This window comes from Jeotgalibacillus sp. 10bf12 (assembly GCF_055597105.1).
In genome coordinates, this window is the sequence record NZ_CP200276.1 from 2,813,731 (window position 1) to 2,834,797 (window position 21,067).

Annotated in this window: 16 protein-coding genes, 1 other RNA gene and 1 other annotated feature; of the genes, 2 read left to right on the forward strand and 15 right to left on the reverse strand. The window is 42.8% G+C overall.

Annotated elements, in window-relative coordinates:
- Positions 1-133 precede the first annotated feature (133 nt).
- The 3 genes from mnmA to cymR are packed head-to-tail and all read right to left on the reverse strand — an operon-like array spanning position 134 to position 2,846.
- On the reverse strand, positions 134-1,249 hold the full coding sequence (mnmA, locus tag DH10bf12_RS14700) for a tRNA 2-thiouridine(34) synthase MnmA (protein WP_471736001.1): 1,116 nt from the start codon (positions 1,247-1,249) through the stop codon (positions 134-136).
- A gap of 25 nt (positions 1,250-1,274) precedes the next feature.
- Positions 1,275-2,411, reverse strand: a complete 1,137-nt coding sequence (locus tag DH10bf12_RS14705) for a cysteine desulfurase family protein (RefSeq protein ID WP_471736002.1) — start codon at positions 2,409-2,411, stop codon at positions 1,275-1,277.
- 15 nt (positions 2,412-2,426) lie between these two features.
- Complete coding sequence (cymR, locus tag DH10bf12_RS14710; RefSeq protein WP_471736003.1) at positions 2,427-2,846, reverse strand: cysteine metabolism transcriptional regulator CymR; 420 nt, start codon at positions 2,844-2,846, stop codon at positions 2,427-2,429.
- Between the two features lie 114 nt (positions 2,847-2,960).
- Here cymR and DH10bf12_RS14715 point away from each other — a divergent pair, with 114 nt between their 5' ends.
- Positions 2,961-4,220, forward strand: coding sequence for a replication-associated recombination protein A (locus tag DH10bf12_RS14715; RefSeq protein WP_471736004.1), 1,260 nt, complete (start codon positions 2,961-2,963; stop codon positions 4,218-4,220).
- A gap of 59 nt (positions 4,221-4,279) precedes the next feature.
- On the opposite strand, the gene DH10bf12_RS14720 is transcribed toward DH10bf12_RS14715, so the two are convergent.
- The 6 genes from DH10bf12_RS14720 to hisS form a co-directional block, all read right to left on the reverse strand.
- On the reverse strand, positions 4,280-5,221 hold the full coding sequence (locus DH10bf12_RS14720) for an ABC transporter permease (protein ID WP_471736005.1): 942 nt from the start codon (positions 5,219-5,221) through the stop codon (positions 4,280-4,282).
- A complete protein-coding gene (locus tag DH10bf12_RS14725) occupies positions 5,214-6,146 on the reverse strand; it encodes an ABC transporter ATP-binding protein (protein ID WP_471736006.1) in 933 nt (310 codons plus the stop codon). Before DH10bf12_RS14725 ends, DH10bf12_RS14720 begins: the two co-directional genes overlap by 8 nt.
- A 91-nt stretch (positions 6,147-6,237) precedes the next feature.
- Positions 6,238-6,996: a tRNA threonylcarbamoyladenosine dehydratase gene (locus DH10bf12_RS14730; protein WP_471736007.1), complete on the reverse strand. Its 759-nt coding sequence runs from the start codon at positions 6,994-6,996 to the stop codon at positions 6,238-6,240.
- A gap of 148 nt (positions 6,997-7,144) precedes the next feature.
- Positions 7,145-7,333: non-coding RNA, 6S RNA (gene ssrS, locus DH10bf12_RS14735), on the reverse strand.
- Positions 7,334-7,390: 57 nt separating this feature from the next.
- A complete protein-coding gene (gene aspS / locus DH10bf12_RS14740) occupies positions 7,391-9,166 on the reverse strand; it encodes an aspartate--tRNA ligase (protein WP_471736008.1) in 1,776 nt (591 codons plus the stop codon).
- Between the two features lies 1 nt (position 9,167).
- Entirely contained in the window at positions 9,168-10,445 is a 1,278-nt protein-coding gene (gene hisS / locus DH10bf12_RS14745; protein ID WP_471736009.1) for a histidine--tRNA ligase, read from the reverse strand.
- 75 nt (positions 10,446-10,520) lie between these two features.
- Positions 10,521-10,738: a binding site (T-box leader), on the reverse strand.
- A gap of 146 nt (positions 10,739-10,884) precedes the next feature.
- On the opposite strand from hisS, the gene DH10bf12_RS14750 reads away from it, so the two are divergent.
- On the forward strand, positions 10,885-12,438 hold the full coding sequence (locus DH10bf12_RS14750) for an N-acetylmuramoyl-L-alanine amidase (RefSeq protein ID WP_471736010.1): 1,554 nt from the start codon (positions 10,885-10,887) through the stop codon (positions 12,436-12,438).
- A 35-nt stretch (positions 12,439-12,473) separates the two neighbouring features.
- Here DH10bf12_RS14750 and dtd read toward each other — a convergent pair whose 3' ends face one another.
- From dtd to secDF, 6 genes are all read right to left on the reverse strand, one after another.
- Positions 12,474-12,911 (reverse strand): D-aminoacyl-tRNA deacylase, encoded by a 438-nt coding sequence (gene dtd / locus DH10bf12_RS14755; RefSeq protein WP_471736011.1) that lies wholly within the window; start codon positions 12,909-12,911, stop codon positions 12,474-12,476.
- An 18-nt stretch (positions 12,912-12,929) separates the two neighbouring features.
- The gene (locus DH10bf12_RS14760; RefSeq protein ID WP_471736012.1) at positions 12,930-15,122 is read right to left on the reverse strand and encodes a RelA/SpoT family protein; all 2,193 of its coding nucleotides are present in this window, start codon (positions 15,120-15,122) and stop codon (positions 12,930-12,932) included.
- A 157-nt stretch (positions 15,123-15,279) separates the two neighbouring features.
- On the reverse strand, positions 15,280-15,792 hold the full coding sequence (locus tag DH10bf12_RS14765; RefSeq protein ID WP_471736013.1) for an adenine phosphoribosyltransferase: 513 nt from the start codon (positions 15,790-15,792) through the stop codon (positions 15,280-15,282).
- A complete protein-coding gene (recJ, locus tag DH10bf12_RS14770; protein WP_471736014.1) occupies positions 15,783-18,134 on the reverse strand; it encodes a single-stranded-DNA-specific exonuclease RecJ in 2,352 nt (783 codons plus the stop codon). Before recJ ends, DH10bf12_RS14765 begins: the two co-directional genes overlap by 10 nt.
- An 86-nt stretch (positions 18,135-18,220) precedes the next feature.
- Entirely contained in the window at positions 18,221-18,571 is a 351-nt protein-coding gene (locus tag DH10bf12_RS14775; protein ID WP_471736015.1) for a LapA family protein, read from the reverse strand.
- Positions 18,572-18,781: 210 nt separating this feature from the next.
- A complete protein-coding gene (secDF, locus tag DH10bf12_RS14780; protein WP_471736016.1) occupies positions 18,782-21,052 on the reverse strand; it encodes a protein translocase subunit SecDF in 2,271 nt (756 codons plus the stop codon).
- Between the last annotated feature and the right edge of the window lie 15 nt (positions 21,053-21,067).

Genomic DNA, 21,067 nt, shown 5'->3' on the forward strand with positions numbered 1-21,067 from the left:
TCCGCGGCCGGGCGGTGAGCCCGCAGGCTTCGCCATAAGCCTCACACGCCCCTTCCTGCCAGCCGTCCCCTTCCGCTTCAATCATCAGCTGTGCAGACAGGTATATGGTATTACCAATCAATTTGTCAACTTATTAACCTACATACATCAACTGTTTTGAGCTTTTGAATATTTTATCGATTGTGCCGCCGCCAAGGCATTCGTCATCGTTGTAGAGAACGACTGCCTGTCCCGGTGTTACTGCACGGACCGGCTCGTCAAAAATGATTTCTGCGGTGCCATCTTCCTTCATATGAACCGTTACGCCCTGATCCGGCTGACGGTAACGGAATTTCGCAGTGCAGTGGAAGGATTCCTGTGGTACTCGATCTGAAGTGAAGCCCATATCCACTGCAGTCATAGAATCTGAATACAGTGCTTCGTGATCAAAGCCCTGACCGACATAAAGCTGGTTTGTTTCAAGGTTTTTACCAAGCACAAACCACGGCTCACCTGACCCGCCGATACCAAGACCGTGTCTCTGACCGATTGTATAATACATTAAACCGTCATGACTGCCGACTTTTTCTCCGTCCATTGTCACCATATCACCCGGCTGTGCGGGCAGGTACTGACCTAAAAACTCTTTAAAGTTTCTTTCTCCTATGAAGCAGATACCTGTGCTGTCTTTTTTTGCAGCTGTTGCAAGACCTGCATCAGCGGCGATTTTTCTTACTTCTTTTTTATCAATGTCACCGATCGGGAACATGACTTTTGAAAGCTGTTCCTGTGACAGCTGGTTCAGAAAATAAGTCTGATCTTTATTCTGATCCAGCCCGCGGAGCATTTTTACTTCATCCCCTGAGCGGTCAACCTGTGCATAGTGCCCGGTTGCAAGATAATCTGCACCGAGTTTCATGGCATGGTCAAGAAATGCTTTAAACTTGATTTCTTTATTACACATCACGTCAGGATTCGGTGTTCTGCCAGCTTTATATTCTTCAAGGAAATAAGTGAATACTTTATCCCAATACTGTTTTTCAAAGTTTACTGCATAATAGGGAATACCGATCTGGTTACATACACGGATTACATCATTGTAATCTTCAGTAGCTGTACATACACCAAACTCATCTGTATCATCCCAGTTTTTCATAAAAATCCCGATTACGTCATATCCCTGCTGCTTTAGAAGATAGGCAGCAACAGATGAATCAACGCCACCGGACATCCCGACCACGACTCTGGTTTCAGCGGGTGTTTTTGTCATTTGAATCACCTTTACTTTTCAGTCGCTAAAAGCGATCTGTAATTTTCTTAAGACTTTGTGCGATATAGACTGCATCTTCAGCCGTATTTTGATAACCAAAGCTGAAGCGCACTGAATTAAACAATTTCTCGCTCTCCGGTCCGAACATTGCAGCCAGCACATGCGAAGGTTCAACTGACCCTGCTGTACAGGCTGAACCGCTTGATGCAGCGATTCCTGCCAGATCCAGATTAATCAGCAGCGACTCTATTTCGGCTCCCGGAATGCTCAAGTTTACCACGTGAGGAAGTGAATGTTCAAGAGAGCCGTTTAGTTCAAATTGAACGCCTGACTGTTTCAAGTCATCCAGCAGCGTTTCCTTGATTTTAACGAGATTCGCTGTCTTTTCTTCTTTATGCTCAAAGGTATACTTCACTGCTTTAGCAAAACCGGCGATCGCAGCTAAATTCTCAGTTCCTGCTCTTTTCTTACGCTCCTGCTCACCGCCGAAAACCGTTGCATGATGCTTGGTACCATTTTTAATATATAAAAAACCTGCACCTTTTGGACCGTTAATTTTGTGAGAGGAAACAGATAGCAGGTCTATTCCTTCTTCTGTAACATCAATGTCTGAAAGTCCAAACGCCTGCACTGCATCTGTATGAAAGACTGCCTTGTGGTCTTTTAATATAGCGCCAATTTCTTTGATTGGCTGAAGTGTGCCCGCTTCATTATTGCCATACATCACCGTTACTAAAATCGTGTCCTCACGCAGCGCTGAGGAAAATTCATCCATACTGATCCGTCCGGTTTCATCCACATTCAGATAAGTGACTTCAAACCCGCGTCTTTCAAGCTCCTGACAGGGATGTAAAACAGCATGATGTTCAACTGCCGTTGTAATAATATGCTTTCCCTTATGCAGCATCGCTTCAGCTGTGCCAAAAATAGCAAGGTTATCAGCTTCTGTTCCGCCGCTTGTAAAATGAATTTCATTAAAATGAACGCCAAGCTTAGAAGCAATTAGCGTTCTCGCGTCATCCAGTATTTTTCTAGCTGCTCTTCCTGTCTGGTGAATACTTGATGGGTTTCCGTAAGTATTCTCCATGACATCCACCATGACTGCTGTCACTTCAGGAAGCATCGGGGTTGTTGCAGCATGATCTGCATAAATTCTGTTCAAACCAAAACCCTCCTGTTAAATATAGAACATATAGGCGTCTGATTCGCCTTCTTCTGTATGATTAGCTAAATCTTCAATTGTTGTATGATCAAGAACATCTCTGACTGCATCTCTGATCCGGATCCACAGTTCTCTTTGAGGAGGCGCTTCATTTTCAAGCCCTTCAACAGGACTGATCGGACCTTCAAGCGTTCTGATAATATCACCTGCAGTAATCTTTGAAGGCTCATCAGCTAAAATATATCCGCCGTATGCTCCTCTGACACTTTTAACGAAGCCGGAATTACGAAGTGGTGCGACCAGCTGCTCGAGATAGTGTTCTGATAAATTATGGGTTGTTGCAATTGATTTTAATGAAATTGGTCCTTCTCCATAGTTCTTTGCCAATTCAATCATGATTGTCAGACCATAACGGCCTTTCGTTGAGACTTTCATGTGTCATCCACCTTTGCGACTATTTGCTTTTGCCATTATAGCATATAACCTTTAGCATTGGCATTTGTGCAGATTATATGGGTATGATGCTGTTAGAGAAATGGAGGGGATTTTATGGCTGTTAAACCACTTGCATTCAGAATGCGTCCGGCTGAAATAGATGAGATCATTGGTCAATCCCATTTAGTTGGAGAAGGAAAGATTATCAGAAGAATGGTTGAAGCCAATCAGCTCTCTTCTATGATTCTTTATGGTCCACCCGGGATCGGGAAAACTTCAATCGCTTCTGCCATTGCCGGGAGCACTAAATATGCTTTCAGGACGTTAAATGCTGTATCCAATAATAAAAAGGATATGGAAGTCGTTGTTCAGGAAGGTAAAATGTCCGGCAGAGTGATTCTTTTACTGGATGAAGTGCACAGGCTCGATAAAGCAAAACAGGATTTTCTGCTTCCACATTTAGAAAACGGTACTGTTATTTTGATTGGGGCAACTACAAGCAATCCCTATCATGCAATTAACCCGGCGATCAGAAGCAGAGTACAGATTTTCGAACTGAAACCGCTGGATGAAGAAGATATGAAAGCAGCTGTTAATAGAGCGATCATTGACCAGAGAGGTTTTGGCGATAAGCAGGTGGAAGTGACCGAAGAGGCCATCGCTCATTTTGCCACAGCAAGCGGCGGTGATGTAAGGAGTGCTTTAAACGCTTTAGAGCTGGCTGTTTTATCAACAAAGGAAAATAATAAAGGTAAAATTGTCGTCACGCTAGAAGCAGCTGAAGAATGTCTGCAGAAGAAATACTTTTCTCACGATAAAGATGGGGACGCGCATTATGATGTAATGAGCGCATTCCAAAAGTCAATCAGAGGCAGTGACGCAAATGCCGCACTTCACTACCTTGGCAGGCTGATCGAAGCCGGTGATCTGCCGACAATCGCACGAAGGTTACTGGTCATTGCATACGAGGATATTGGTCTTGCAAGCCCACAGGCAGGTCAGCGCACACTTGCAGCAATTGAATCTGCCGAGAGACTCGGTTTTCCTGAGGCCCGTATCCCGCTCGCAAACGCTGTCATTGAACTTTGTCTGTCACCCAAGTCGAATTCCGCAATTTCAGCGATCGACAGCGCACTGGCAGATATCAGAAAAGGTAAAGCCGGTACAGTTCCTGATCATTTAAAGGATGCGCATTACATGGGTGCTGAAAAGCTTGGACGCGGAACTGAATATAAATACCCTCACAATTATCCGGGCGGCTGGGTTGCCCAGCAGTACCTGCCTGATTCACTTAAGCGCGCAGCTTATTATGAACCGAAAGAAACAGGTAAGTTTGAACAGGCTTTAAAACAGATTTATGAAAAATTAAAATAAGGCTGAGACAAATGTCTCAGCCTTATTTAATTGTTTTACTATTATTTGAAATGGATGATCTATGAAGCAATATCCCTTTTTGTAAAGGTGGTAAATGCAAGTACCATAAAGATCGTGAAGTAAATCAGGATCATCACAATTGAGAATTGCATGGTCATCCCTTCCACGATTGGCATGTTCATTTCATATTGTGAAAGGTTTGTGTTTGCAAACAGACTGTATTTTGCCCAGTCATAGTACATGGCAATAAAGCTTGTGGCTGTTCCGCCTACAAATAGCAGGAATAAGCTGATGCCGATTGCAAGTGAGCTGTTACGGAATACTGCAGATATCATAAATGCCATGGTTGTGAGCATGATGACATCAAGTGAATTAAAAAGGTACACGCGTGCAATATAAGCTGCCATACTCTTTTCAACAACCTGACCGTCTTCAAAGACAAGTCTGATTGACGAGCCCGGATCAAATAATATTAACCCGAGAATAATTGAAAGTACTGCTGTAATTGCTACAAGGAAAAGTCCAAATGCACCAACCGTAATGAATTTTGATAAGAGAATTTTCCATCTTGCAATCGGTCTGATCATCAGCAGTTTGATCGTTCCCCATGAGAATTCACCGGCCACAATACCTGAAGCAACAATAATCGCAAAAAGTCCGATCAGTGAAATTAAGAATGTGCTGGATTCAACATAAGACCAGAAAGTCCCCGCATTATTCGGTGCAATATCATTGTCAATTGCATACTCATTGATTGCAATCTGTTCAGCAGGATCCTGCATCATAAATCCGGCTTCACCGTTCGCTGCCTGTTCTTCTAGCTGGGCATTCTGCGTCTGAAGCTCCTCCTGCCAGCTTCCGCTATAATCGTCTCCAAGTGAGTTGATAAAAATGGTAATTGCTGTTGAAGCAATGACAGCAATTACAATCAGCCCTACCATCACCCAAGTGGCTGGTCTTGAAAAAAGCTTCATCCATTCATTTCTGATTAAGTTAAACATGCACAGGCTCCCCCTTTTTCTCAGATGTTACTTCAAGGAATCTGTCTTCAAGCGTTTTGGCAGCGACGGCTGCACCAAAGACCGATACGCCTTCTTCGACACACCATTTAATAATTGACGGGATATCTTCTTTTTTACAATCAATTAGCAGGTCACCGCCGACAACCTGAATTTCCCACTCTGAAAATGCCTGTCTCATTCGTTTTACGATTTGTTCAGCATCTCCAACTTCAATTTTAAACACTTGCGCCTGTGCACCAACAAAATCTTCAATCAGCTGAACATCTTTCAGCTTACCGTTTTGAATAATACCAATACGGTCACACATCATCTCCATTTCTGAGAGAAGATGACTAGAGACAATGACTGCCATATCTCTTTCTTTTGCTAGTCTTCTTATGTAATCTCTGATCTCACGTATCCCGGCCGGATCAAGTCCGTTTGTGGGTTCATCCAGTATCAATACCTTTGGATCATGAAGCAGACTCTGGGCAATCCCAAGTCTTTGTCTCATGCCGAGAGAATATGTTTTTACTTTTTCATGAATTCTGCCTTCAAGCCCTACAAGCTTAACCACTTCATCAATTTTTTCTTTGGAAATCCCTTTATACATTCTCGAATAGTGGATCAGATTTTTATATCCAGTCATGAATTTATACATCTCCGGATTTTCGACAATTGCACCAACCTCGCTTACTGCCCCCTCAAAATCTGATTTGACACTTTTCCCATTGACAATAATGTCACCTGAAGACATTTTCATCAGTCCAACGATCATCCTGATTGTAGTCGTTTTACCAGCGCCATTTGGCCCCAGAAAGCCGAAAACTTCCCCACTGTAAACATTAAATGAAATGTTATCAATGATCGTTTTACTGCGGATGTTCTTAGTTACATTTTTCAGTTCAACAACCTGCCTGTTCATTTTACACTCCCCTTTTTCTTATTAATCTTAAGTACGCAGCAGCTAGTAAAAAGTTTCAGAAAAAAAGAAAAAAACGGCAAAATTGCCGTTTTTATCTGACCGTTTTAATTTCTATATCTTTCAGAAACTCTCTCATCACATAGCTCGCTGCAATTAAACCGGCAGCTGACGGTACAAATGCATTTGAAGATGGCGGCATTTTTGCTTTTCTGATTGGCGCATTTTCTTTACCGACCGTCTTATTAACTTCCTCACGGGTTACAATCGGACTTTCATCAGAAAAGATTACCGGAATCCCTTTTTTAACCCCGTCTTTACGAAGGTGCTTTCTAATGATTTTAGCGATTGGGTCTGTATGTGTTTTTGAAATATCCGCGATCTGGAAACGTGTAGGATCCATTTTATTCGCTGCTCCCATACTTGAAATAATAGGAATATTTCGATTCAGACATTCTTTCATCAAATGGATCTTATAAGAAATCGTATCAGAAGCATCAACCACAAAATCCAGCCCGTAGCTGAAAAACTCTTCATACGTTTCTTCTGTGTAAAACATTTTCAGTGAATGCACTTCACACTCAGGGTTGATATCAGCAATTCTTTCTTTCATCAGATCAGCTTTAGGCTGTCCGACAGTAGAGAGCAATGCAATAATCTGACGGTTTACATTGGTAATATCAACATCATCTTTATCCACAAGGATCAGACGGCCCACTCCACTTCGGGCAAGCGCTTCAGCTGCAAATGAGCCTACACCGCCAATGCCAAGTACCGCTACTGTTTTACCTTTTAAGAGATCTAAACCTTCCTGGCCGATCGCTAGTTCGTTTCTTGAAAATTGGTGTAGCATATGATCAACTCCGTTAATTGGATTAGCGGCTTTTAGAATAGCGTAAAATGAGCCCGGTTGCAACTTATATCCGACAGATGCAGTTGCCATTAAAATAAAAAAAGACCCGGAGCAGATGTCCAGAGTCTGTTTTTGTATGTAAGATGTGGTAAATCCCAATTGTGCCGTTCGATGTAGGAATCTATCGTTTTGAACCCGCTCTCAGCAGGTGGGTGTCCTATTTTCAGCTTTATGCTTCCCCGCAAAGGGCGTGCAAGCGGCTGAAAAACGTGAACTCCCGGATATTGAAGTGTTCGGTCAAAACTGATGGATATTAAAACGTACACATCAGGACTTACCTTGTGAAATCATCATAGCATACGGTTTATCAAAAAACAATTATTAAGATGAAAAATTATAGATTTTTCTGAAGATTCAGTGAGAGCTTTAATTCATCAAGCTGGGCTTCACTAACTTCACCCGGCGCATCTGTCAGGACACAGCTTGCGCTCGCTGTTTTAGGGAATGCAATTGTATCACGCAGATTTGTTCTGCCGGCTAGCAGCATTACCAGACGGTCAAGACCAAGGGCAATTCCACCATGTGGAGGCGTGCCGTATTCAAACGCTTCAAGCAGGAATCCAAACTGATCAACAGCCTCTTCTTTTGAAAAGCCCAGAATTTCAAACATCTTTTCCTGGATCTCGCGTTCAAATATACGGATTGATCCTCCGCCAAGCTCATAACCGTTCAGTACAATATCATAAGCCTGTGCTCTAACTGCACCCGGGTCAGAGTCAAGCAGGTGTAAGTCTTCTCTGAATGGCATTGTAAATGGGTGGTGCGCAGCATAATAGCGGCCTTCCTCCTCATCATACTCAAGTAGCGGCCAGTCAGTTACCCATAGGAAATTAAATGCTGACTCATCAATCAGGTCAAGATCTTTACCAAGTTTTGAACGAAGTGCGCCAAGAGCATCTGCGACGACTGACTTTTTATCTGCTACGAATAAAAGCAAGTCTCCAGATTCTGCGCCGGCTGTCTCGCTGAGTGTTGTTTGTTCCTCTTCGCTGAAGAATTTTGCGATCGGGCCTGAGAATCCTTCTTCTGTAACCTTAAGCCACGCAAGACCTTTTGCCCCGTAACGTCCTGCAAATTCTCCAAGAGCGTCAATATCTTTACGCGAATACTTTTCTGCAGCCTGCTTTGCATTAATCAGTTTGACCTGACCTCCGTTTGCAACAGCTCCACTGAACACTTTGAATCCAGAGTTTTCAACAATTGCCGATACGTCTGTCAGTTCCATACCAAAGCGAGTATCCGGCTTATCTGAACCAAATCGTTCCATTGCATCTGTATAAGTCATCCGTGGAATCGGCAGTTGGATTTCAAGACCTTTAACATCCTTCATCATTTGAAAAAGCATGTTTTCGTTCATTGACATGATGTCTTCCTGACTCATAAAGCTTGTTTCAATATCAATTTGTGTAAATTCAGGCTGTCTGTCAGCGCGAAGATCCTCATCACGGAAGCATCTTGCAATCTGATAATAACGGTCAAATCCGCCAACCATTAACAGCTGCTTAAATAGCTGTGGCGATTGTGGAAGAGCATAAAACTCACCTTCATGAACACGGCTTGGGACAAGGTAGTCACGCGCCCCTTCCGGTGTACTCTTTGTCAGCATTGGTGTTTCAACTTCAATAAATGCTTCATCGTCCAGGAAGCGGCGGACTGATTTTGTAATACTGTGACGCATTTTGAATGTTTCAGCCATAACCGGACGGCGAAGGTCAAGGTAACGGTGCTTCAGACGGATGTCTTCAGCTGTCTCAGCTTTATCTTCGATTGCAAACGGAGGTGTTTTCGCGCTGCTGAGGACAGTCACTCCCTCTGCCTGAATTTCAATTGAGCCTGTAGCAAGGTTCGGGTTAACCGTCCCTTCTCCCCGTGCCTGAACTGTTCCTTCGATACTTAACACATACTCACTGCGAATATCTTCAGCAGTTTCTAGTGCTTCTTTTGACGTTTCAGGGTTGAAAACAACCTGTACAATACCTGATCTGTCACGGAGATCAATGAAAATCAGTCCACCCAGGTCACGTCTTTTCTGTACCCAGCCTTTTAAAGTAATTTTTTCTCCGATTGCGGCTTCAGGAACTTCTCCGCAGTAAAATGAACGTCCAAACATATTATTTTCCTCCCTGTGCTTTCTCTATATAGTGAATAATTTCTACAAATGAGACATCATCCTGTGTACCGCTCTCCATATTTTTAACAGCGGCTTTACCTGCTGAAAGTTCGTCTTCACCGATAATGACTACATTAGCAGCATTGATCCGGTCAGCGGCTTTAAACTGACCCTTCATTTTACGGTTGAGGTAATCAAGCTCTACACTCAATCCTTTTTTACGTGCATCAAATGCCAGAGCAACTGCTTTTTCCTTCGCAGCCTCTCCCATTGCGACAAAATAACAGTCAACCTGGTCATTGATTGGAAGTGAAACATTTTCAGCTTCAAGTGCAGCCATCAACCTTTCGATACTGAGCGCAAAACCGATTCCAGGCGCGCTCGGTCCGCCGATTTCTTCTGTGAGTCCATTGTACCTGCCACCGCCGCAAAGCGTGGTAATTGCGCCAAACCCTTCAGCGTTACTCATAATTTCAAAAGCAGTGTGGTTATAATAATCCAGGCCGCGGACCAGATTTGGATCCAGCTCATATTCAATGCCCATAACATCCAGGTAACGTTTCACTTTTTCAAAATAGCTTTGTGATTCTTCGTTCAGATAATCTTTAAGTGATGGTGCACTTTCAATCAGCTCATGTCCTCTATCTTTTTTGCAGTCCAGAATGCGAAGCGGGTTTTTATTCAGGCGTACCTGACAGTCAGAACAGAACTCATCTATTCTCGGACTGAAGTGGCTGATCAGCGCATTTTTATGTGCAATACGGCTTTCAGTATCACCAAGGCTGTTTAATACAAGCTTTACTTTTTTCAAACCGAGTCTGCTGTAAAGCTCCATCGCAAGTGAGATCACTTCTGCATCAATTGCAGGGTCATCACTGCCGATTGCTTCTACACCGAACTGAACAAACTGACGAAATCTGCCGGCCTGTGGTCTTTCATATCTGAACATTGGTCCAGTATAAAATAATTTAACCGGCTGCACTGCCTGACCGTGCATCTTGTGCTGAACGTAAGAACGCACGACACTTGCTGTTCCTTCAGGGCGAAGTGTCAGATTACGGTCACCGCGGTCTTTAAATGTATACATTTCTTTTTGAACGATGTCTGTCGTATCCCCTACGCCTCTTTCAAACAGCTCTGTATGCTCGAAAACAGGTGTCCGGATTTCTTTATACTGATACTGCCTGCACAGCTCTGCAGCAGTCTGTTCAATATATTGCCAGTGTTCTGAAACACCCGGTAAAATATCCTGCGTTCCTCTTGGTATGTTAATTGCCACTGATAATTCCTCCTTAAATCTGTGCTTTTACATAAAATCCCGGACAAATAAAAAAATCCCGTCCCTTGTTCGAAAACAAGGGACGGGAAATTCCGCGGTGCCACCCTAATTGAAGCCTGAGCTTCCACTTAAAGCAGTTAACGCCTGCTGACGTCTTTCCCTACTCAAAGTTCAGGAAAAAGCCTACGGAGTGTTCATTCAACAGGGCGCAATGTAAGTCTGCTTTCAGCCGGGTGGCAGACTCTCTCTTTACATACGTGATCCTGTTTACTATTCTCCATCATCGGGATTCGTTCATATGTTTTAATAATGTAATCAATCATAATCACCAGCGCCCGCATTGTCAAGAGGGTATCATTGTCCTAAATTTTCAAAATTCTAATGACGCCTATTTTATTTTTCTATATGATATAGATAAGAGAATATTGAGGTGATGTGATTGAAACTGCTGTCAGTATTATTATCAACTGTATTACTGGTCTCACTGTTTCCGGGTTTGGAAGCCCATGCAGATGAAAATAAAATTGAGGCTGCATATGACGGAATATTAATTCGTGAAGGTCCCGGTTTATCTTACCCTGCTATAGCATCAGGACAGTCAGGGGATCAATTTAAAGAGCTTCAAAGAGATAATGGTTGGGTTGAGGTTGCTGTAAATGAAGGGACAGGCTGGATCGCTGAATGGCTTCTGGTATCGCCTGGTCAAACTGAACCCGAAGATGTTTCATCCGGGTTAGAACCTTCATCTGAATCAGAGGACAGCCATGCAACAATTCTCGTTGACAGATTAAATATCCGGGATGATTTTTCGTCCGACGGGCTGGTGATTGGTACACTTAATACCGGTGATCAGGTAAATGTCAGCGATGAGAAGTATGGATGGCTATACATAAGTTCAGGCGCTGTAAATGGATGGGTCAGTTCTGATTATGTAGAGTACAATTCTTTATCTGTTAATCAAACCGCAGAAGCAGCGACTGATGACATACATATTACTGTCAATACTTTAAATGTGCGCGCAGAGCCGGATAGAAATGCAGATGTAGTTGGTTCTGTAAGTCTGTATGATTCTTTTACAGTCAAAGAGCAGACAGGCGAATGGTTACAAATTGATTTCGGTGATGGCCAGAGTGGATGGATTGCAAGCTGGTTCACTGAACGCGGGGTGCATCAAGGGGGCAGCACGGAAGAAACAGCCGATGACGATGAGACAGTGACGATTTTGTATAACGGTTCAAATATCAGACAGGACCCGTCAACAGATGCTGCCGTCGTCTATAAAGCAAGCGCTGGTGAAGCGATGACCATCGTTAGCCGGAGTGGTGACTGGTATGAGATTACTCTGCCGGGAGGCGCTACAGGCTATATCGCCAACTGGATTGTGTCAACCGATCAGGAAGCAGCTGTTGCACCTGAGCCTGATGAAGAGGATAATCCACAAGAGCCTGTTACATCAATTTCTGAGGCAACAATTGTCATTGATGCAGGTCACGGCGGGCGTGACGGTGGAGCGGTAGGTGCTGCCGGTACGCTTGAGAAGTCTTTAACGATCAGAACGGCTGAAGTGCTTTATCACATGCTGTCCAGTACAGGCGCAAATGTCATTATGACTCGGGAAGATGACCGTTATGTAGATCTGTACAGCCGAGTGACGACTTCTCGAGATCATCAGGCTGATGCTTTTATCTCCATACACTATGATGCAATTAATGACCGCAGTGTAAAAGGTTTTACAACTTACTTTTACGGCGGACCGGATGAAGCACTTGCTGATGCTGTCCACGCGGGACTCAGTGACAATATGACTGTGAAAAACCGCGGTATTCATCACGGTAATTTTTTAGTACTAAGGGACAACAGTGCGCCTTCAGTCCTTCTTGAGCTTGGATTTATCAGTAATCCATCCGAAGAGGCATCGATCAATAATGACCGGTTCAGAGAAATTGCCGCAACCGGTATTTATAACGGTTTGACAGCGTATTTTTCACAATAGAAAAAAGGCTTCTCCGCTAAATGGAGAAGCCTTTTTTAACTTTCAACGATCAGCGTGACCGGACCGTCATTGACAAGTGATACATCCATCATCGCACCAAAAATGCCCGTTTCAACAGTTAATCCTTTTTCAGTCAGGAAATCGTTGAACTTTTTATATAATGGTTCTGCGTCATCAGGTTTCGCCGCATTCATAAAATTCGGCCGTCTCCCTTTTTTCGTATCACCGTATAATGTAAACTGTGAAATCGACAGAATTTCCCCACCCTGGTCTAACACAGAATGGTTCATTTTGCCTTCTTCATCTTCAAAAATGCGGAGATTTGCTATTTTGTCTGCAGCATATCTGCAGTCTGCTTCTGTATCATTCTGGCTGATCCCTACAAGAAGAACCAGCCCTGAACGGATTTCACCTTCGACTTTTCCTGCTATTTTTACGTGTGCTTCTTTACTTCGCTGAACAACTACTCTCAAAACAAACTGCCTCCAGTGCTAATTAACGATTCTCTGAACAGCGTAAATATCCGGAATCTGTTTAATCCGGTCTACGACTCTCTGCAGATGCGTCACGTTTTGAATCATAATTGACATATTAATCGCGGCCATTTTATTCCGGTCGCTTCTACCGCTGACGGCTGAAATATTAGTTTTTGTTTCATTTACCGCCTGCAGCACTTCATTCAGCAGACCTCTTCTGTCATAGCCGGATATTTCAATATCAACGTTATATTCTTTTCTGTTATCCGTCGTGCCTTCCCATTCAACCGGGATCAGTCTCGCTTCTGAATCTCCCTGAATGTTCGGACAGTCACTTCTGTGAACAGATACGCCGCGGCCGCGTGTAATAAAGCCGATAATCTCATCACCTGGAACCGGACTGCAGCATTTCGACAGTCTGACCAGCAGATTATCAATCCCTTTTACCGTAACGCCTGCGTCTTTTTTCTTTTTAACAGAAGGTGGCTTAATATCAGCCATCGCTTTTTCAAGCGTATCTTCTTCATCGCGCAGCTTTCTGAGTCTGTCTGTTAAGCGGTTGGCAATCTGTGCACCTGTAATACCGCCATAACCGACTGCTGCATATAAGTCTTCTTCACTTGCAAAATTATATTTCTCATATACGCGCTTCATGTTTTCCTCAGTCAGCACTTCTTTTGGAGAGAAATCAAGCGCACGTATTTCACGGTCAACAAACTCACGGCCTTTTTCAACATTTTCTTCACGCCTCTGCTTTTTGAAAAACGCTTTGATTTTGTTTTTTGCCTGAGATGTCTGGGCAAGCTTCAGCCAGTCCTGACTTGGACCGTAAGAATGTTTGGATGTCATGATTTCAATGATGTCACCGGTTTTTAAAGCTGAATCAAGCGGAACCATTTTACCGTTAATTTTAGCGCCAATTGTTTTATTCCCTATTTCAGAATGGACTCTATAGGCAAAATCTATCGGAACTGAACCTGCAGGAAGCTCCATTACGTCTCCTTTAGGTGTAAAAACGTAAACCATATCTGAAAACAGATCAAATTTTAAGGCATCCATAAACTCTTCAGCATCGGATGAATCCTGTTGAAACTCAAGAATTTCCCTGAACCATGTCAGTTTCTTTTCGATTGTCTGCTTGCTGTCTTCATTAACTACCGCACCTTCTTTGTAAGCCCAGTGAGCTGCTACCCCGTATTCTGCGATACGATGCATATCATCGGTTCTGATCTGGACTTCAAGCGGGTCACCTTTAGGTCCAATCACTGTTGTGTGAAGAGACTGATACATATTTGGTTTTGGCATTGCAATATAATCTTTGAATCTGCCTGGCATCGGCTTCCAGCACGTGTGGATAATACCGAGTACTGCATAGCAGTCTTTTATACTGTCCACGATGACGCGCACAGCAAGAAGATCATAAATTTCGTTGAACTGTTTATTCTGAACAGCCATTTTTTTATAAATTGAATAAATGTGCTTTGGTCTGCCGACAATATCTACATCAATCCCGACATCTTTTACCTGCTGTTTGATCTCGGTAATGACTTCATCTACATATTCCTCTCGCTCATTACGCTTTTTCTTCATCAGGTTAACAATGCGGTAGTACTGCTGAGGATTGAGATATCTGAGTGATGTATCTTCTAGCTCCCACTTGATTGTCGAAATTCCAAGTCTGTGTGCTAATGGTGCAAATATTTCCAGCGTTTCATTTGAAATACGGATCTGCTTTTCAACAGGCATATGTTTCAATGTCCGCATATTATGAAGACGGTCAGCCAGCTTGATCAGTATGACTCTGATATCCTGTGCCATCGCAATAAACATTTTACGATGGTTCTCAGCCTGCTGTGCCTCTTTGGATTTATATTTAATCTTTCCAAGTTTTGTTACACCATCCACCAGCATGGCAACTTCTTCATTGAACTTTTCAGTCAGATCTTCATAAGTGAAAATGGTATCTTCTATTACATCATGAAGAAAACCGGCTGCAACAGTAGATGGATCCATCTGAAGTTCTGCAAGAATACCCGCAACCTGCACAGGGTGGATGATATAAGGCTCACCTGATTTTCGGAACTGCTCTTTATGTGCTTCTTCAGCCAGATGATAAGCTTTTTTAACAAATTCAACCTGGCTTTCATTCATATAACTTGAGGTAATCTCGAACACTTCTTCAACGGTAAGCACCCGATCATTTGCCATACAATTTATCACCTTTATCATGTTTAGTAGTTTTGAGTATTGTTTCTATTATTAATAAAAAATCAATTTATGTAAAGCCATTACTGATAATTCCTATAATAAAGCTTCAATATACTAAAAAGAGCCCCTAAAGTAGGGCTCTTTTAACAGGTATTCATTAATATTCCATCAGACGCAGCATGTCGTAGCCATTCAGCTTTTCACGGCCATCAAGGTAAGACAGTTCAATCAGGAATGCACATCCTGCTACAACGCCGCCCAGTTCTTCAACAAGCTTAATTGTTGCTTCAATTGTGCCGCCAGTCGCTAACAGGTCATCTGTAATCAGTACGCGCTGACCAGGCTTGATTGCATCTTTGTGAATTGTCAGTACATCTTTACCATATTCTAACCCGTAGTCTACTTTAACTGTCTCTCTCGGCAGCTTGCCTTCTTTTCTTACAGGGGCGAAGCCTACCTTCAGTGCATAAGCAACCGGACAACCGATGATGAATCCACGTGCTTCAGGACCAACTACAAGGTCAATTTGTTTTTCTTTCGCATACTCAACAATTTGATCAGTTGCATAGCTGTATGCTTCTCCATTATCCATTAACGTTGTAATATCCTTAAAACGCACGCCTTCTTTCGGCCAGTCTTCTACTATTGTCACGAATTGCTTTAAATCCATACCTTTTCCTCCTCAGGTTGCCGCGACCATCCGCAGCGCTCTTCAAACCATTTTTTCAAATCATGAAATGATGAATATAATAATTCCTGCTCTAATTTTGCAAGCCTTGTCTTTGCCTGATAAGCAGGGGATTCTAATAAATCACGTTTACTGATATCTTCATTAAGCGAAATGAATCCATCGTTTATTGTAACAAAATCCAGTTCAAAAAACACCTTCGTCATAAAATTAATTGTGTCTATTGACCAATTTTTATGGGAGGCAAGCGCCTTTCCATGCTGATGAAGATGAAAAGTTTTCTTTTTCTTCAAAAATGCAAAGAACCATGCGAAGTCTTCACGTTTTGGAATTGAGCTGAAGAACTGTGGATCTTCAAGATAAAAATGCGCATAAATTCTTGCAGGTTTATTCTCATGAAGAACTGCTTCAAGCAGATTCGCATCATCCGGGAGATCCAGAAATACAATCGTCTGCTGGTCTGCATTTAACTCTTTCGCATGCTCGAGAGAATCGATCAGCTTCACATGTTGAGGAAGAATCGGGTTAAACCGGTCATACGTATGCTGTTTATAGGCAATCACAACTGAATCATCAGGAATCGTCGGTGCCCATCTTGCTGCCTGGGCAATCCCGCGAATATCAAAGAGCTGCCACTCCCTCACTCTGATATCACTGACAAACAGCTGAGGCTTTTTAATGTTGTTCCATTCGTTGATTGTAAGTTCCCCGATCAGATCAAGATTCGCAATCGGTGAGATCTGATCTGCAACTTCACCCATGCCGAATGCAATAGCGTCAAGGGACTGATCATCATGCTTAATTGATAACTTCAGATGATTCTGACCTGCACCGATTTTTCTGATCGAAACAATCTCAGTGTGTTCAATCAACACTTTAGGCTTAGGATTTTTCATCCCGAACGGAGACAGCATTTGAAGCTGGCTGATCGATTCGAGGTCAATTTCAGAAATCGAAGCTTCAACGTCAATGTTTGAAACGGGAATGAAGTCTTCATCACTCATCTCTTCAGCCTGACGATTAAGGTTTATACGTAATTCGTCAATATGCTGTAACTCAAGCGTCATACCTGCTGCCATCGGATGCCCGCCAAAGTGTGGAAGTATGGAACGGTTTTCCGAGAGCTCACGGAACATGTTAAAACCTTCAATACTTCTTGCTGACCCTTTGGCCGTTCCCTTTTCTTTATCCTCACAAAGTATAATGACAGGACGGTAGAATTTCTCCACGAGCTTCGAAGCAACGATCCCGACGACTCCAGGATTCCACCCTTCTTTAGAGATAATCAGGACCCGGTCATCTTTATACTGTGCTTCAGCCATTTCCATCGCTTCTTTGGCAATTTCAGCTACAATTGACTGTCGCTCTTTATTCATCGCATCAATTTCACTTGCGAGTGCTTCAGCTATTTCAGCATCTTCAGTCATAAGCAGTTCTACTGCAGGATCTGCATCAGATAATCTGCCTACTGCATTCAGACGCGGTCCAATCGCAAAGCCGACTGTCTCTTCATTTGCTTCATGAATTTTCGCACTGGACTTATTTAAAAGTGCATGAAGGCCTTTTCGTTCAGAAGCACGTAACTGTTTTAAACCTTTTTTGACGAGCAGACGGTTTTCACCCGTAAGTGGCACAAGGTCTGCAATGGTCCCGATCGCTGCCAGATCCAGCAGTTCTGTCGGAGGTTCTTTGAGCAGCGCATGGGCAAGCTTAAAAGCAACACCAACGCCCGCAAGTTCCCTGAAAGGATAGGAACCGCCTTCAAGGTTTGGATGGATAATCGCAAATGCTTGAGGCAGTTCAGGACCCGCTTCATGGTGGTCTGTGATAATCAGATCAACACCAAGCTCTTTTAAAACCTTTGCTTCAGCAACTCCTGAGATCCCGTTATCAACTGTTATGATTAAAGTGTAACCCTGTTCTGCTGCATAGCGAAAAGCGCCTTCATTCGGACCATAGCCCTCTGTAAAGCGATTAGGAATATAAAAATCGGGCTCTGCCCCGAGAAGCTTTAATGCACTGAGCATAACTGACGTACTCGTCACACCATCAGCGTCATAATCACCATAAATTAAAATGGACTCTCCGTCGTTAACTGCCCGCTCAATGCGCTCTACTGCTTTTTTCATATCATCAAAAAGGTATGGATCATGGAATTCTTTTTTATCAATATGTAAAAATTCAGCGGCTGTTTCAGGGGTGGTCATCCCTCTTTGTACCAATAATTTTGCAATAAAAAGTGGAATGTCTAGAGCTGCTGCAAGCTTTTCAGTCTCAGCTGTGCTGCTTTCCCTAACATTCCATCTCGTTTTAGATGTTAGCATCATTTCACCTCTTCAGATGATTTCATTATACATGAGGGGTGCCCATGATTCAATGAACTGAAGAGGTGATGTTGCGCGCAAACATATTATTCAGCAGCGGAATCCCCAGCGGAATCCGGTGCGGTCTTACGGTACTCCTGACGGCTCGGTAATTCTCCGTTCTGCACCTTTTCAGCTTCCACCAGTTTTTCATTCAGCTGTTTATTTTCTGCTTCAAGCTGTTTGACCTTCCGCTGTGCAATAAACAGTCTGAACAGTCCGACTGAGCCCATGATGATACCACCCATCAAAACTGACCCTAAAATAACTAGAATCAGTGGCAGCTCAGCTTCTGAGAAGCCAAAGTTTACTGTAACGGGATCGACATTAATAACAGCAAAAATAGCAACAATAAGAGCAAAAACGATCCCCAGAATTAATGTCCATTGAAATTTCATAATATAACCTCCTTTTTATCATCATAGCAATTTTTTTCATGCACTACTTGCTTTTACCCTTTTCTAATAGAATTTATTCCTCATGTATAGTCAGACAGGCTTTTAGGACGCAGGTTAAAGGATTATTTCATGGCCATTTAACCTCCGTCCTCAACATGCACATAAAAGAGCTGAGACAAATGATTATTTGTCTCAGCTCTGATTCTTTCCTTATACGACCGGTTCGTCGGTCCATTCTTTCTTTTCTTTAAAAGTGACGAGCACGCCTTTCTTTTTCAGCTGGCGTTTTTTCAGTACGTACCATAACTGTGCTGCGATAAATACTGAAGAATAGGTTCCTGCAATCAGACCGATCAATAGTGCAATTGAGAAGTTTAAAATTGATGTTGCACCAAAGATGATCAGTGCTGCGACTACTAAGACGACTGTCAGTACAGTGTTCACCGAACGTCCAAGTGTTTGTCTGAGCGATTTATTGACGATCATTGCAAGTTCTTCTTTCTTCTCAATACGCTTCATCTTACGCATATTTTCCCTGATCCGGTCAAATGTAACGATCGTATCGTTTATCGAATAACCGATAACGGTGAGAACAGCTGCGATGAAGGTAATATCGACTTCTAGCCTAGTTAAGCTGAAAATGGCAATGATAAAGAATGCATCATGGACCAGAGCAACGATTGATGCAGTAGCCATTTGCCATTCAAATCGCAATGTAACATAAAGGATAATTCCGATTGAGGCAATCGCAACAGCAAGAAGTGCATTTCTCGCAAGCTCTTCCCCAATAATCGGATTGACAGTTGAAATATTTGGATCTGAACCGTATTCTTCAGTGAAATAGGATCTCAGTTCAGCGATTTCATTTTGACTTAATTCTTCTGAAAACCTGGCTACACCAATTTCCTGGTTATTACCAGAGATGACAATGTTGGAAGCTTCATATCCAGCATCTTCAATATCATCAGCGAAAGATTCGTTGGTCAGTGGCGTTTCAGATAAAACTTCCATTCGAGAGCCTTCTGTAAACTCAATACCAAGATTCAATCTGAAGGTTAGCAGAACAGCAAGCCCTGCAATAAGAAGTGCCGCAGAAAGGATAAAGAATCTCTTTCTGATTTTCACAAAATCAAAGCGGTCAAATTTCGTCGGAAGATCGAGTGAATCAGGTTCTTCCTCTTCATTGTATTCAAGGATTTCTGATTTCTTCACACCAAACCAGCCTTTACGCTGATCAAGGAACTTACTTCTCACCCACAGACTCATAAATAAGCGTGTACCAAAAACAGCCGTGATAAAGCTTGTCACAATACTGATCAATAGCATTGTCGCAAAGCCTTTAACAGAACTTGTACCAAATGTGAAAAGTACAATACCCGCTAACATTGTTGTTACATTCGCATCGACAATTGTCAATAGCGATGAGCTGCTTCCTTTTTTCCATGCATCACGGACAGATCTTCCTATACGAAGCTCTTCTTTCATCCGCTCATAGGTAATAATATTGGCATCAATCGCCATACCTACCCCGAGGATCAAGGCTGCAATACCCGGCAGTGTTAACACACCATTCAGCCAGTCAAAGATCAACAGGATTAAATAAATGTATACAGATAAAGTCACGATCCCGATAAAACCAGGGAAACGGTAGAATGCGATCATAAACAGGAAGATCAGTGCAACGCCGACAATACCCGCAAGAATTGTCTGTTCCATTGCCATCAGACCAAATGATGCACCTACTGAAGTTGAATACACTTCTTCAAGTTCAACAGGCAGTGAACCTGCACTTAAAAGATCCGCCAGGTTATTCGCTTCTTCAAGCGTAAAGTTACCTGTAATTGTTACGGTATCAGTATTCAGAACCTGACTGACATTTGGTGCTGAAATAAATTTTGGGTCTTCTTTTGTTCTTTCTTCTTCGTATGAATCGCCCTCTTCATAATCAAGCCAGATAACCAGCTGGTTCTGAGGCGCCATTGCAAGTATTTCCTGTGTAATCTGACCGAATTGATCCGCATTCTTTAACTGAACCTGAACAATCGGCTGATTTGTGTCGGGATCGAACGTCTGAGACGCTCCACCTTCAACAAGGTCTGCACCAGTCATTTTCACTTCATCATTCACGTCACGGAATGTCAGATTTGCTTCAGTCGAAAGGATTTCTCTCGCCTGATTCTGATCTTCAACACCTGCAAGCTGAACCCGTATTCTATTGCCGTCTTCAACTTGAATAATAGGCTCATTAACACCCAATACATTTACTCGACGGTCTAATGCTTCCGCGGTGTCTGAGACGACATCCTGCGTGATTTCCTGACCTTCCTGAGCTGGATTCACTTCATAAAGCACTTCAAATCCACCCTGAAGGTCGAGGCCAAGTTTAATGTTATTTAAAATTGTATTGGAGGTAAGTCCAATTGTGCCGCCAAGCAATATGACCAGTAAAAAGAAGGCGACGATCCTGCTACGCTTAATCATTATGTAAAAATCCTC